The organism is Pseudomonas sp. FP2338 (assembly GCF_030687515.1).
In the GTDB taxonomy this organism is placed as follows: domain Bacteria; phylum Pseudomonadota; class Gammaproteobacteria; order Pseudomonadales; family Pseudomonadaceae; genus Aquipseudomonas; species Aquipseudomonas salomonii.
On sequence record NZ_CP117436.1, the window covers coordinates 4,844,786 to 4,859,139 of the forward strand.

Here is a 14,354-nt window from a genome sequence, read left to right on the forward strand (position 1 = left end):
AGAGTGAATACTCGCGTTCTGCGCCGATATTTACGGCCAGTTCACAAAGTGCAGTCAGTCTTGAGCCAGACCACGGCGAATGCTTCGGAAACAACGCCTGTTAAGAGCTGAGTGAGAGCGCAGTCGCCCACACCTAGTCTTGTTTAGCCATGAGCGTGGACTCCCCATTGGAGTACACGGTAAATGCCAACCCGCTGCGGATTCTGCGCGCGGCAGCACCCGAATTATCAGGGATACGTGTAGGGTGGAGATGCACAACCGTCGGACCGTGTAGCATTAGGCTTATAAGACGCTTCATCTCGTCCACAGTCGCCGGTTGATTCCTCCTCCTGACCTTAGCTTTTGTTGAAGTGGTGCCTTTGTCACCACCGCTAACAAGCAGGACGCGTCCGTCGCGATACCGGCCCCATTGGCTCGTTATTGCTGGACACTGGAGTGGCCAACCACTCTTGACGCACCTGACACCGACCGTGAGAAGTCGTGTGTGCCGAACGCCGTTTCCGGCAGCCCGGAAACCGACGGTACAACATGAAAAGAATGCTGATTAACGCAACTCAACCCGAAGAGTTGCGTGTTGCACTGGTAGATGGCCAACGCCTCTATGACCTGGATATCGAATCCGGTGCGCGCGAGCAAAAGAAGGCCAACATCTATAAAGGCCGTATTACTCGCATCGAACCAAGCCTTGAGGCTGCCTTTGTCGATTTCGGCTCCGAGCGCCACGGCTTCCTGCCCCTCAAAGAAATCTCCCGCGAATACTTCAAGAAAGCCCCCGAAGGCCGCGTGAACATCAAGGACGTCCTGAGCGAAGGCCAGGAAGTCATCGTTCAGGTCGAAAAAGAAGAACGTGGCAACAAGGGCGCAGCCCTGACCACCTTCATCTCCCTGGCCGGCCGTTACCTGGTGCTGATGCCGAACAACCCGCGTGCCGGCGGCATTTCCCGTCGCATCGAAGGCGAAGAACGCAACGAACTGCGTGAAGCGCTGAACGGCCTGATCGCCCCTGCCGACATGGGCCTGATCGTGCGCACTGCAGGCTTAGGCCGCAGCAGCGAAGAAATGCAGTGGGACCTCGACTACCTGCTGCAACTGTGGACCGCCATCAAAGAAGCCTCCCTGGATCGTTCCGCGCCGTTCCTGATCTACCAGGAAAGCAACGTGATCATCCGCGCCATCCGCGATTACCTGCGCCAGGACATCGGCGAAGTGCTGATCGACAGCGTTGAAGCCCAGGACGAAGCCCTGACCTTCATTCGCCAGGTGATGCCGCAGTACGCCAGCAAGATCAAGCTGTACGAAGACAGCGTTCCGTTGTTCAACCGTTTCCAGATCGAAAGCCAGATCGAGACCGCCTTCCAGCGCGTGGTCGAACTGCCTTCCGGCGGCTCCATCGTGATCGACCCGACCGAAGCCCTGGTGTCCATCGACATCAACTCGGCGCGCGCCACCAAAGGCAGCGACATCGAAGAAACCGCACTGCAGACCAACCTGGAAGCAGCCGAAGAAATCGCCCGCCAGTTGCGCCTGCGTGACATCGGCGGCCTGATCGTGATCGACTTCATCGACATGACCCCGGCCAAGAACCAGCGCGCCGTGGAAGAAAAAGTCCGCGAATGCCTGGAAGCTGACCGTGCCCGCGTCCAAGTTGGCCGTATCTCGCGCTTCGGCCTGCTGGAAATGTCCCGTCAGCGCCTGCGTCCTTCCCTGGGCGAGAGCAGCGGCATCGTCTGCCCGCGTTGCAACGGCACCGGTATCATCCGTGACGTTGAATCGCTGTCCCTGGCGATCCTGCGCCTGATCGAAGAAGAAGCCCTGAAAGACCGCACCGCCGAAGTCCGCGCGCAAGTGCCGATCCCGGTAGCCGCGTTCCTGCTTAACGAAAAACGCAACTCGATCACCAAGATCGAACTGCGCACCCGTGCCCGCATCGTCATCCTGCCGAACGATCACCTCGAGACGCCGCACTTCGAAGTGCAACGCCTGCGCGATGACAGCCCGGAAGCCCACAGCGGCCAGTCCAGCTACGAAATCGCCGCTGCCGCTGCCGAAGTGGAAGAAGTCCAGCCAGCCGCTGCGACCCGTACTCTGGTTCGCCAGGAAGCCGCCGTGAAGACCGCACCGGCGCGTGCCAACGCACCGGTCCCGGCTGAAGTCGCTGCACCGGTTGCCGCACCGGCCGCCATGCCTGAGCCAAGCCTGTTCAAAGGCCTGGTGAAGTCGCTGGTCAGCCTGTTCGCCAGCAAAGAAGAGCCTGCTGCGCCGGTTGTGGTTGAAAAGCCTGCTACCGAACGCCCGGCCCGTAACGAAGAACGTCGCAACGGCCGTCAACAGAGCCGTAACCGCAACGGTCGCCGTGACGAGGAGCGCAAGCCGCGCGAAGAACGTGCACCGCGTGAAGAACGCGCGCCACGTGAAGAGCGTGCACCTCGTGAGGAACGTGCACCTCGCGAAGCCCGTGAAGAGACCCCAACCGTAGCCCGTGAAGAACGTGCACCGCGCGAAGAGCGCGCACCCCGTACTCCACGTGCCCCGCGTGAAGACCGCAAGCCACGTGGCGAGCGTGAAGAACGTGTGCGTGAACTGCGCGAACCGCTGGACGCCGCACCGGCAGTAGCTGCCGTCGCTGCCGAAGCCGCCAGCGAAGAACGCCCGGCCCGCCAGCCGCGTGAAGAACGCGCCCCACGTGAAGAGCGCCAGCCGCGCCCACCGCGTGAAGAGCGTCAACCACGTGCCGAGCAAACCGCTGCTGCCAGCGAAGAAGAAGTGCTGACCGGTGAAGAGCAACTGCAGGAAGACGGTCAGGATAACGCCGAAGGCGATCGTCCACGCCGCCGCTCCCGTGGCCAGCGTCGTCGCAGCAACCGTCGTGAGCGTCAGCGTGATGCCAACGGCAATGTGATCGAAGGCTCGGAAGAGACCGGCGAGAACGGCGAAGCGGCCACCGCAGAACCAACGGGCGCCGAACTGGCTGCCGGCCTGGCGGTGACCGCCGCCGTTGCCAGCAGCGTGATCAGTGCACCGGCTGAAGCCCAGGCGCATGAGCAAGCTGAACGCGCTACTGCTGCTGTTGAAGAAACAGCGACTGTAGAAGCGCCGGTTGCCGAGACCCCAGTGGTTGAAGCGCCGGTTGTTGAAGCGCCAGTCGTTGAAGCCACTACCTCGATCGAAGCCCCAGTGGTTCCGGAAGTGGAAGTCGCCTCGCCAGTACGCGAAGTGCGTGAAGTGCGCGACGTTCAGCCAGAAGTCGAAGTGGCTGCTGTCGAGCCTGCACCGGTTGCCGAGCCTCAGCCAGTGGTTGAAGCCGTGGTTGAAGCGCCGGTTGTCGAAGAAGCTGCCCCGGCAGTGCGTGAAGTTCGCGAAGAACAGACCGCCTTCCAGTGGACTGCCGAACCAACTGCACCGGTTGAAGCGCCAGCACCTGCCCCTGTGGTAGAAGAAGCGCCTGCACCGGCTGCCGAAGTGGTTGCCGAGCCAGCCCCAGTGGTTGAGCCTGCACCCGTGGTTGAAGCGCCCGTAGTTGTTGAAGCACCAGTGGTTGCCGAAGTCGCAGCGCCCGTGGTTGAAGCCGCGCCTGCCAGTGCCCTGACCGAAAACGGCCGTGCGCCGAACGACCCACGTGAAGTGCGTCGTCGTCGCAAGGAAGCTGAAGCCGCCGCTGCTGCAGCCGCTGCTGCACCGGCTGCCGAAGCGGTCGAGGCGCCAGCCCCGGTTGCTGAAGTCGCGGTTGAGCACAAGGCCCTGGAAGCAGAGCACGAGCCTAAACCCCTCGTCTGATTCCATACGCCACTAAAAAGCCCCGCCTGAGTGATCAGGCGGGGCTTTTTTTATGGGCGTTCAACTTAAGCCTTGTGGAGATCAAAGGTGGGAGCTGGCTTGCCGGCGATAGCATCATCGCAGCGTGACTGATACACCGAGGTGCCTGCATCGCGGGCAAGCCCGGCTCCCACAGTTACTCTGTGCTGAAACTTAGCATCTGCGGCAGGTCCACATCCCACAGCACACCGGGATCCTCCACGTGCACTTCCCGCACCACCGCCTGGGAAAATAACGGCTTTGCGCCACGATCACCGCTCAATGCCATCAGTCGCGGCCCAAGCGCCCGGCCAAAAGCCACTGGATGCCCGTATTTACCCGCCTGCACCGGCACACTGATGCCATCGTCCTGGACCGCATCAATCACCCGCTCAAGGGTCGACGACTGAATAAACGGCATATCCCCCAACACCACCAACCAGCCATCCGCCGAACCACTGGCTGCGACGGCCGCCGCGATGCTGTCGCCCATACCGGCCGAGTCGAGCAGCAAGACTTCACAGCCATACGCCTTGGCCAAGCGAATAACGGCCAGTCGGTCCGGCGAAGTGACCAGCCGACGCCTTACCACACGCTCCGGCAAATTCATCAGCACCTGCTCAATCACTGGCCGCGTTACGCCGTCAAGCCCGATGCAATCAGCCAGCAACTTGTCTTGATCAGCACCGGCCGCAGCGCGAAAGCGACTGCCCTGCCCCGCCGCCAGCACAATCGCCGCCACCATTACTCAGCCTCCACCGGTAACGGTTTCTTCTGCATCGGTGCCACACCGTTCTTGATCGCGACAATTTCCGCCATCAGCGACAGAGCAATTTCCGCCGGCGTATGACTACCGATATGCAGACCGATCGGCCCATGCAGACGCGCGATCGCCTCCGCCGACAACCCCAGCGCCGCCAGGGTTTCCCGGCGCTTCTGCGTATTGACCCGCGAACCGAGGGCGCCAATGTAGAACGCCGATGAGTTCAGCGCCGTCAGCAGCGCCATATCGTCCAATCGAGGGTCGTGCGTCAGGCAGACGATGGCCGTGCGCTCATCCGTCTGGATATTCAGCACCGCCTCATCCGGCATGCCGGGCACGAAGCGGCCATGCTGCTCTTCCCAGCCGTAGACGAATTCTTCGCGCGGGTCGCAGATCAGCACTTCGAAATCCAGCAGGCGCGCCATTTCAGCCACGTAGCGCGACAGTTGCCCGGCGCCGATCAGCAGCAAACGCCAACGCGGGCCGTAGATGGCCCGCAGGCGCTCGCCATCAAAGGTCACGACATCGGTCTTGGCCGCGCCACTCAAGGTGACCTTGCCACTGCTCAGGTCCAGCTCACGCGCGACAATCTGATGGTCTTCACAGCGCGCCAGCAATTGCGAGACCCAGCCGAATTCATCCACGCGTTCCTCAGTCAGGCGCAACGTGCCGCCGCACGGCAAGCCGAAACGCGCCGCCTCATCGCGGGTGACGCCGTAGGTCACCAACTGCACCGGCGGGCCGTCCTCCGGCAAGCGGCCATCCTGCAAGCGCGCGATCAAGTCGTCCTCGATGCAACCGCCCGACACCGAGCCGATCACCACGCCATCGCCACGCAAGGCCAGCATTGCCCCCGGCGGGCGTGGCGCGCTGCCCCAGGTCTGAACCACGCTGTACAACACCACTCGGTGCCCGGCACGGCGCCATTCGAGCACACTGCGCAGGACATTCAGATCCACACTGTCCATCAGGTCTCCTACAGCGGATAAAGTATTCACTTACTGTAAAGCAAGCAAAACCCCAAGCGCCACGTCAGAAACGCAAACGCCCCGAACCAGTCGGGGCGTTTGCAGGCTTTGGGTGTTGTTCACACCCTGGGCAATTTACTTGATAGCAGGCGCAGGGCCTTCGGCCACGCCCAGGTCATCTTCCGGACGGGTATCGGAGATACCGGTGCCGCCGGATGCCAACTCGCTGTGCAGCTTGTCGGTGTCCAACTCTTTAACCCACTTGGCCACAACGATGGTGGCAACCGCGTTACCCACCAGGTTGGTCAGTGCGCGGGCTTCGGACATGAAGCGGTCGATACCCAGGATCAGCGCCAGACCGGCAACCGGCAGGTGGCCTACGGCCGACAGGGTGGCAGCCAGCACGATGAAGCCCGAACCGGTCACGCCTGCAGCGCCTTTGGAGGACAGCAGCAGCACCAGCAGCAGGGTGATCTGGTGGGTGATATCCATGTGGGTGTCAGTCGCCTGGGCGATGAACACGGCAGCCATGGTCAAGTAGATCGAAGTACCGTCGAGGTTGAAGGAGTAGCCGGTCGGGATCACCAGGCCTACTACGGATTTCTTCGCGCCCAGACGCTCCATCTTGATCAGCATGCGTGGCAGTGCGGATTCGGAGGAGGAAGTACCTAATACGATCAACAGCTCTTCACGGATGTAGCGAACCAGCTTCAACACGCTGAAACCGTGGGCGCGGCAGATGGCGCCCAGCACCACCACCACAAACAGGATGCAAGTGATGTAGAAGCAGATCATCAGCTGGCCCAGCTGCACCAGGGAACCTACACCGTAGGCGCCGATGGTGAACGCCATGGCGCCCAGGGCACCGATTGGCGCGAGCTTCATGATCATGTTGATGATGTTGAACATCACGTGGGCGAAGCGATCGATGAAGTCCAGCACCGGCTTGCCGTAGGCACCCAGGCGATGCAGGGCAAAACCGAAGATCACCGAGAACATCAGCACTTGCAGGATGTCGCCGTTGGCGAAAGCGCCGACGATGGTGTTCGGAATCACATTGAGGATAAAGCCAACCACGCTCTGGTCTGCACCGGCGGTCACGTAGGCCGCGACTTTAGAGGCGTCCAGGGTCGCAACGTCGATGTGCATGCCGGCGCCCGGTTGCACAACGTTGACAACGATCAGGCCGATCAGCAGGGCGATGGTGGAAACAACTTCGAAGTACAGCAGCGCGTAGCCGCCGGTTTTGCCCACCGATTTCATGCTTTGCATGCCGGCGATGCCGCTGACAACGGTGCAGAAGATGATCGGGGCAATGACCATTTTGATCAGCTTGATAAAGCCGTCACCCAGTGGCTTGAGGGCCACGCCGGTCTGCGGGTAGAAGTGACCGAGCAAAATACCGATAACGATTGCGACGATCACCTGGAAATACAGGGATTTGTAGATTGGCTGACGAGTCGTCATTGCAAAGTTCCTCAATCGCACCGTGTGGCAAAGATCCGCCATTGCCCACGACACTTGAATTGCGAACCCTCCTGCACTGGAGGGATTTGTTGTTTGCGAGGCCTGTAGGAACATTCCTGCGCTGTAATCCCTATCGCAAACGCCGTGCCACTTTGCTCAAATCGCCTGAAGGCCTTTAGACATCAGGGCCCAGGACCAACACCACGCCCTCGCCACTGTGGATGAGGTGGCGGAATTCCGCCCACTCACCCCATCTCGTCCTACAATTTGGCGGATATCCGCCTTGTCGCCCCACCCGGTGATGGCTAACATCCGCCACTCCATGGATGAGGCCCTCACATGCGTGAACGTACCATCGCCAGTCACTACGCCCGCGCCGCTCTGGGCGGTGCGCGCCGCGCGGGTTACGACTATTCGGGCCTGCTGCTGCAAGTGGGCATCACCCCGCAACTGCTGAGCGAACCCCGCGCCCGCATCGCCCCCGAGCAATTTACCCGGTTGTTGCAAATGCTGTGGCTGGGGCTGGACGACGAATACCTGGGGTTTGCCGAAGGCCCGAGCAAGCGCGGCACCTTCGCCATGATGTGCCACGCGCTGATTCACTGCCGCACCCTGGAGAAGGCTCTGGAACGCGGCTTATTATTTTATAGCCTATTCCCGCAGGGTCCGCGCTGGCAGCTGACCAGAGAAGGCGACTTGGCCCGTTTGAGCCTGGACGATTCGCAGCTGTGGGACCCGGACCACTTTCTCAGCGAGTGCCTGCTGGTGATCTGGCATCGCCTGGGCAGTTGGTTGATCGGCCAGCGTATCCGGCTGCAGCAGGCCACGTTCAGCTACCCGATGCCGGCCCATGCGGGCGAATACGACCTGCTGTTCCCCTGCCCTCAGGTATTTGGCGCACCGAACAGCAGCCTGGTATTTCCCGCCCGATACCTGAGCCTGCCGTTGTTACAGGACGAGCGCACCCTCAAGCACTTTCTCGAGCGCTCGCCCGCTGACCTGTTGTCGCGGCCTGATGAAGGCGACAGTTTAAGCAGCCAGCTGCGCCGCCTGCTCAGCCGCGACCGCACGCCCTGGCCCGACCTGGAGGCCGTCGCCCAGCACCTGCACATCAGCCCGCAAACCCTGCGCCGGCATTTGCGCGAGGAAGGCACCAGCTTTCAGGCGCTCAAGGATGAGTTGCGGCGGGACATCGCCATTTATCACTTGGGGCGTGCGGATTTGTCGTTGCAGGAGATTGCCGAGCAATTGGGGTTTTCGGAACCGTCGGCGTTTCATCGGGCGTTCAAGAAGTGGACGGGGCTGACGCCGGGGGCTTACCGCGCGCAAGAAAGTTAGATTTGTAGTGTTTGGACTGGCGCTTTCGCGAGCAAGCCCGCTCCCACATTTGATTTGTGAATACATTCAAATTGTGGGAGCGGGCTTGCTCGCGAAGAGGCCGGCATGGCCTATAAAGATCAAGCCGCCGGAAAGTGAATCTTGAACGCCGCGCCACCCAACGGCGAATCTCCAAGGGTCAGCCGCGCGCTGTAGCTTTCAATGATGTCCTTGACCACAGCCAAGCCGATACCCTGCCCCGGATGCTGACGGTCCAGCCGCTCGCCCCTTTGCAGAATCCGCGCACGCTGATCGGGCGGCACGCCAGGGCCGTCATCTTCGATGCACAGCTCAGTGCCTTCAAAGTTCTCCGTCAGGCTGATGCGCACTTCACTCAGGCACAGGCGATAAGCGTTTTCCAGCAGGTTGCCGAGCATTTCAAGCAATGCGCCCTTCTCGATCGGCACATCACACTCGGGCGGCAGCTCAAAGGTCACGGTCACGCGCTTGTCGCGGTAAACCTTGTCCAGCGTGTCACACAGGCTTTGCAACACCGGTTCCAGGCGCACCTGGTGACGCACCAGGCCACTTTTACGCAGGCTGGCGCGCTGCAATTGGTAGCCGATCTGCTGGCTCATGCGTTCGATCTGCGATTGCAGCACCCAGGCCTGGCCGCGCTCTTCCGGGCGCTGGGCCATGTCTTCGCTCACGCCCTGCAACACTGCCAGCGGGGTTTTCAGGCTGTGGGCCAGGTCGTCGAGGGAATCGCGGTAACGCGCCCGTTGCTCGCGCTCGCTGTGCAGCAAACGGTTGAGCGAGCCGGTCAGGCGTAGCAGTTCGCGCGGGTGTTCTTCGGTGAGGCTTTCGCGGGTGCCGCCTTCGATCTGGTCAAGTTCCTGGCTCAGGCGGCGCAAGGCTTGCAGGCCCCAGGTCAGCCCCAGCCACAACAGTGTCAGCAATACCAGCAAGGCCGCGCCGAAACCCAGGTAGAGGTTTTCCTGCAGGCCTTCGAGGGTCAGTTGGTACTCACGCACCGGTTGCAGCGCGACGATACTGAACGCCGCGCTCTTGCCGCCCAGCAGCTTGACCTCGACGTCATACACGAAGAACTCCTGGCCATTGGCTTCGCGAATCCGCGCAAATTCATTACCGCGCCCGTCGTAGCGCGGCTTGTAGTTGATGTTTTCTTCCTGGGTCGCCCGCGAGCGCCAGACCAGATGGCCTTCACGGTCGTAGATGTAACCGAGCAGGCGGCTGTCAGTGAGGTTGAAGCGTTCGTCCGGCAACTGCGCCGGCATCAACAGACGGTTGTTTTCGACCCGCGCGGCGGAAATCAGCGTAGTCACATCCGAGGCCAGGCGCTGCTCGATGGAATCCTGCAGCGCCAGGCTGAACGCGCCTTGCATGGCGGGCAACAAGCCCAGCATAAACAGCACGGCCAGGGTGGTGGCCGCGAGCATCAAGCGCACACGTAGCGAGCGAATCAACGGCAGCGCTCATTGAACAGGTAGCCCAGGCCACGCACGGTGTCGATCGGCTTGAACCCGGCCGGGCCTTCCAGCTTGCGGCGCAGGCGACCCACCAGCACTTCGATCACGTTCGGATCACGCTCGTCGTCATCGGGGTAGAGCTGTTCCATCAAGCGGTCCTTGGCGACTACTTGCTGATGGTGACGCATCAGGTATTCGAGAATCCGGTACTCGTAGGCCGTCAGCGCCAGCGGCTGCTCATCCAGCGAGGCTTGCTTGCGATTGAGGTCCAGCAGCAACGGCCCGGCGACGATGGTCGACTGGGTAAACCCGCTGGAGCGGCGCAGCAAGGCGTTCATCCGCGCCTCCAGTTCTTCGAACTGGAACGGCTTGACCACGTAATCGTCGGCACCGGCGGCCAGGCCTTCGACCTTGTCCTGCCAGTTGCCGCGCGCGGTGAGGATCAGGATCGGAAAGGTCTTGGCCTGGCTGCGCAGTTGGCGGATCAGGTCCAGGCCGCCCATGCCGGGCAGGCCCAGGTCGATAATCGCCAGGTCATGGTTGAATTGGCCGGTCTGGTACAGGGCTTCCTCGGCATTGGCCACAGCTTCGACCACATGGCCGCTGTCGGTCAGGCGGGTGAACAGGTGATGGCGCAGCAGCGCCTCATCTTCCACGACCAGCAATTTCATAGAGCTCTCCAAGGCAATTCAACTGTCCGACAGGGGGATATCATAGCGGCCCTGCAAGTCTTGCGGGCGCAGTTTAATGCCATTGTATTGGCCCGTCAGGTGTTCGTAGCCGGTACGGTAGGCAGGTTGCGGCGTGGTCATGCCCAAAGACTGGCCCCACGGCGCGGCCTGGTCGCCCACCTCTTCGAAGCTCACACGCTGGATCAGGTTGCTGGATTTCCTGGTTTTCTCGCTGCCGAAACCGGCAAAAGCACCGTCCGAAGCCTGAACCCCAGCAGTGGCACCGAGCATGCTTAAGGCCAGAATCAGCTTTTTGATCGCAGTCATGGGGCTTACCTCTACACGTTTTGGCTGTTAAGGCCAGACTACGCAGGCGCCCCTGAACTCCCCCTGAACGGGCTCTGAACCTGGCCTGAACCGCTGCGGGCTATGCACTGGCGCGCCAACTGACGCAAAATACCGCGCATGACACCTCTACCCGCTTGCTGCACCCCACTCGATGCCCATTGGCCACTGCCCATCCCGCTGCCGGGCACGGTGTTCTTGAGCACGCGATTCGACCCGGCCTTGTTGCTCGCCGATGACTTCCAGCGCAGCGCCGTGCCGCCGCCGGCCAGCATCCAGCGCTCGGTGGCCAAACGCCAGGCGGAGTTCCTCGCCGGTCGCCTGTGCGCCCGTGCAGCGCTGCAACAGCTTGACCAACTGGATTGCGTGCCGGCCATCGGTGATGACCGTGCGCCGGTGTGGCCTGGGCATATCAGCGGCTCCATCACCCACAGCACCGGGCATGCAGCCGCCATTGTCGGGCACAAGGCGCACTGGCGCGGGCTGGGGATGGACCTGGAGAACCTGCTGTCATCGGAGCGGGCGGAGCGTTTGGCTGGGGAGATTCTGACGCCCGACGAACTGCAGCGCATAGCATTGGGGCCACGCGAGCAGGTTGCCTTGCTGGTGACGCTGACGTTTTCGGTCAAGGAGAGCCTGTTCAAAGCGCTGTATCCGATTGTGCAACAGCGTTTCTACTTTGAGCATGCCGAGGTGCTTGAGTGGTCGCACGCCGGGCGCGTGCGGTTGCGGTTGCTGACGGACCTGTCTGCTGAGTGGTGTTATGGCAAGGAGTTGGAGGGGCAGTTTGCGGTGGACGGGGAGCAGTTGTTGAGTCTGGTGGCTATCGGTGCCTGATAGGCCGCTATCGCGGGCAAGCCCGGCTCCCACCTTCGATGTGCGAATACATTCAAAATGTGGGAGCTGGCTTGCCTGCGATAGCGGTCTCAAGTCTTGTCCTGATCCCTGGGCCAACTCAAGCTGAAGCATGCCCCACCCAGGTTGTTGCTCTTGCTGATCAACGCCCGCCCGCCGTGCCAATAGATAATCCGCCGCACGATCGACAAACCCAGACCATGCCCGCCTGAAGCTCGCGTGCGACTGTCGTCCAGACGCAAAAATGGCGTGAAGATCCGCTCCCAGGCGCTTTCCGGCACACCCGGCCCGTCATCCTCCACATCAATGCGGCAGCGCACCTGACCCACTTGATAACTGATCAACACCTGGCTTTGGGCATGGCGCATGGCATTGCCCACCAAATTTTGCAGGGCGCGGTGCAGGTAGCGCGGTTCGGCGTCGACCCAGGCGTCATCCCAATGTGCCGAGGACAGGCAGATACCCCGGGCAACACTGACCTGCGGGCGCAGTGGCGATAATTCGCCGATCACCTTATCGAGCAACGCATCGAGGTCGACCCGCTGGAAGTTCAACTCCGGCGCGCCTTGCTCCAGACGGGCGTAGGTGAGCATCTCGTCGACCAGGCCGTCGAGGTCCTGGATATCGCTGTCCATGCCTTCCATATATTTACGCCGCGCCTCTGGGGTGGCGGCGTCGCCGATCATCTCCAGGCCAAAGCGCAGGCGCGCCACCGGGGTGCGCAATTCGTGGGAAACCGCGCGCACCAGCTCGCGCTGGATCGCCAGCAATTGCTGCAAGTGCTCGGCCATGCCATTAAAGGCGGCGGCCAAACGCCCTACCGAATCGGCGCCACGCGCCGGTACACGCACTTCCAGGTTGCCTTTGGCGATGCGCGTGGCCGCTGCTTCCAGGCCTTTGAGGCGCCGTTCGAGCTGACGCACCAAGAGGTACACGATCAACCCGATCAGCGTGAGGCTGATCAACGCGATCAGGATCAGCCACTGCGGCGGGTACGGGTTCATTTGATACAGCGGGCCGATTTCCAACACCCACGGTGTGCCGACCATGCCGGCGAATACGCGGATGGAGTCGCCGCCCTTGCCCAGGGCCATCACCGTATCGCCTTCCGCGACGCGGCGGCGCTGGTCGTCATCCATGTCCGCCTGATCCAGCGTCATCAGGTGCATCTCAAAACCAAAGCCCTTGGCCTCTTTTATAGCCGCCAGGCGTTGCGGCTGCTCGGCCACCGGGAAGCGCACCAGTTCGTCAGCCAGCAGGTAAATCGTCGCACGCGCCAGTTGCTCGCTGATTTGCTGCACTTCACCGGTGAGCACAAGCTGCGACTGTTCGCTGACCAGGCGCAGCACGCGCGCGGCATGCGGGCCGGTCTGCTCCACCAGCACCTGGCCACGTTGCAGGCGATTGCGCTGGGTCAGGTCCAACTGCGCGGCCGCCAAGGGACGCAGTTCCAGGGGAATGCCGAGCAAGCGCTCCCACACCGCCAGGGCGCGCTGGCGCTCGATTGCGCTCATCGGTTGCAGGTTGTCGCCCATCAGCGCGAAGGTGCCGTGGGCCAGGCGCTCACGGTACTGGCCACTGCGCACCTCATTAAGCAGGTGCAGGGCCAGCACGCCGAGCAACGCCACCAGGACCAGCGCCGCGCACATGCCGCCGTAGATACGCAGGAAGATCGAGTTCACAGCGGCAGGTCGGCGGCAGCTTCGGGGACGAACAAGTAGCCTTTGCTGCGAATGGTCTTGATCAGCCGTGGGTGAATCGGGTCGTCGCCGATCTTGGGCCGAATACGCGAGATGCGCACATCAATGGAGCGGTCCTGGCCGTCGTAGCCAATCCCGCGCAAGGCAATAAAGATTTCTTCGCGGGACAGGATGCGCCCGGCATTCGCCACCAGCAGCCACAACAGGTCGAACTCGGCGCTGGTCAGCTCGATGCTGCCCTCGTGCAGCCAGGCTTCGCGCAGGGCGTTGTCCACCACCAACGGGCCGAACTGCAGGCGCCGCTGGTTTTCCACGGCGGCAGGTATTGCCGGCTCGCTGCGCCGCAACAACGCCTGGATACGCGCGAGCAACAAGCGCGGGCGCACGGGTTTGCACACGTAGTCGTCGGCGCCCATGTCCAGGCCTTGCACCTGGTCCATATCGTCGGTGCGCGCGGTCAGCATCAGGATCACGCCGTCGTAGCGCTCGCGGACTTTGCGGCAGATGCTCAGGCCGTCCTCGCCGGGCAGCATCAGGTCGAGGATCACCAGGTCCGGTTGTTCGGCGATGATGCGCGCCGCCGCCTGGGCACCGTCGCTCTCCACGGACACCTGCAAGCCGTTGCTCTCCAGGTAATCACGGGTCAACTCGGCCAATCGCTCGTCGTCTTCGACGATCAATATCTGCCAGGCTTCTTGCTCCATGCGCTACCTCGCTTCTCATTATTGTCATGTGCGGGAAGCACAATATGGCCTCTCTGTATGGGCCGATTGTAGCCATGGGCCAGCCCTCCAGTACACGCCTGGAAATCCATTCGGTGATCGCGTTTTTTTGTGATAGGGTTCGCGCCCTCAAAAATCCAACCGACGGTTTTTGCCTTGGAATATTCGGTGACAAACGGCGTAATCCAGCAACACTGCGGCCTACACGGGCGTTCCACGTTTCATACACATTTTACCCACAGCGTTATCCACAGGTAGTGCGTT

Annotated in this window: 11 protein-coding genes; 3 read left to right on the plus strand and 8 right to left on the minus strand. The window is 61.8% G+C overall.

Annotated features, from left to right (window positions below):
• Positions 1-528: 528 nt before the first annotated feature.
• On the plus strand, positions 529-3,774 hold the full coding sequence (gene rne, locus PSH96_RS21880; RefSeq protein ID WP_305455007.1) for a ribonuclease E: 3,246 nt from the start codon (positions 529-531) through the stop codon (positions 3,772-3,774).
• Between the two features lie 175 nt (positions 3,775-3,949).
• On the opposite strand, the gene PSH96_RS21885 is transcribed toward rne, so the two are convergent.
• The 3 genes from PSH96_RS21885 to PSH96_RS21895 all read right to left on the minus strand — a co-directional run bounded on the left by PSH96_RS21885 (position 3,950) and on the right by PSH96_RS21895 (position 6,990).
• Positions 3,950-4,537, minus strand: a complete 588-nt coding sequence (locus PSH96_RS21885) for a nucleotidyltransferase family protein (RefSeq protein ID WP_305455008.1) — start codon at positions 4,535-4,537, stop codon at positions 3,950-3,952.
• On the minus strand, positions 4,537-5,523 hold the full coding sequence (locus PSH96_RS21890) for an XdhC family protein (RefSeq protein WP_305455009.1): 987 nt from the start codon (positions 5,521-5,523) through the stop codon (positions 4,537-4,539). The genes PSH96_RS21885 and PSH96_RS21890 overlap by 1 nt, the downstream gene beginning before the upstream one ends.
• A gap of 135 nt (positions 5,524-5,658) precedes the next feature.
• Positions 5,659-6,990, minus strand: a complete 1,332-nt coding sequence (locus PSH96_RS21895) for a dicarboxylate/amino acid:cation symporter (protein WP_017138374.1) — start codon at positions 6,988-6,990, stop codon at positions 5,659-5,661.
• Between the two features lie 339 nt (positions 6,991-7,329).
• Between PSH96_RS21895 and PSH96_RS21900 the strand changes: the two genes are divergently transcribed.
• On the plus strand, positions 7,330-8,328 hold the full coding sequence (locus tag PSH96_RS21900) for an AraC family transcriptional regulator (protein ID WP_305455010.1): 999 nt from the start codon (positions 7,330-7,332) through the stop codon (positions 8,326-8,328).
• A 119-nt stretch (positions 8,329-8,447) separates the two neighbouring features.
• Here PSH96_RS21900 and PSH96_RS21905 read toward each other — a convergent pair whose 3' ends face one another.
• Genes PSH96_RS21905 through PSH96_RS21915 form a run of 3 tightly spaced genes read right to left on the minus strand, consistent with a single transcriptional unit; the run spans position 8,448 to position 10,795 of the window.
• Positions 8,448-9,794, minus strand: a complete 1,347-nt coding sequence (locus PSH96_RS21905) for an ATP-binding protein (RefSeq protein WP_305455011.1) — start codon at positions 9,792-9,794, stop codon at positions 8,448-8,450.
• Complete coding sequence (locus PSH96_RS21910; RefSeq protein WP_017138377.1) at positions 9,791-10,468, minus strand: response regulator; 678 nt, start codon at positions 10,466-10,468, stop codon at positions 9,791-9,793. The genes PSH96_RS21905 and PSH96_RS21910 overlap by 4 nt, the downstream gene beginning before the upstream one ends.
• Before the next feature lie 18 nt (positions 10,469-10,486).
• Positions 10,487-10,795, minus strand: coding sequence for a hypothetical protein (locus PSH96_RS21915; RefSeq protein ID WP_305455012.1), 309 nt, complete (start codon positions 10,793-10,795; stop codon positions 10,487-10,489).
• A gap of 138 nt (positions 10,796-10,933) precedes the next feature.
• Here PSH96_RS21915 and PSH96_RS21920 point away from each other — a divergent pair, with 138 nt between their 5' ends.
• The gene (locus tag PSH96_RS21920) at positions 10,934-11,650 is read left to right on the plus strand and encodes a 4'-phosphopantetheinyl transferase (RefSeq protein WP_305455013.1); all 717 of its coding nucleotides are present in this window, start codon (positions 10,934-10,936) and stop codon (positions 11,648-11,650) included.
• 89 nt (positions 11,651-11,739) lie between these two features.
• Here PSH96_RS21920 and PSH96_RS21925 read toward each other — a convergent pair whose 3' ends face one another.
• Positions 11,740-13,350 (minus strand): ATP-binding protein, encoded by a 1,611-nt coding sequence (locus tag PSH96_RS21925; RefSeq protein ID WP_305455014.1) that lies wholly within the window; start codon positions 13,348-13,350, stop codon positions 11,740-11,742.
• Complete coding sequence (locus PSH96_RS21930; protein WP_305455015.1) at positions 13,347-14,072, minus strand: response regulator; 726 nt, start codon at positions 14,070-14,072, stop codon at positions 13,347-13,349. The genes PSH96_RS21925 and PSH96_RS21930 overlap by 4 nt, the downstream gene beginning before the upstream one ends.
• Positions 14,073-14,354 lie beyond the last annotated feature (282 nt).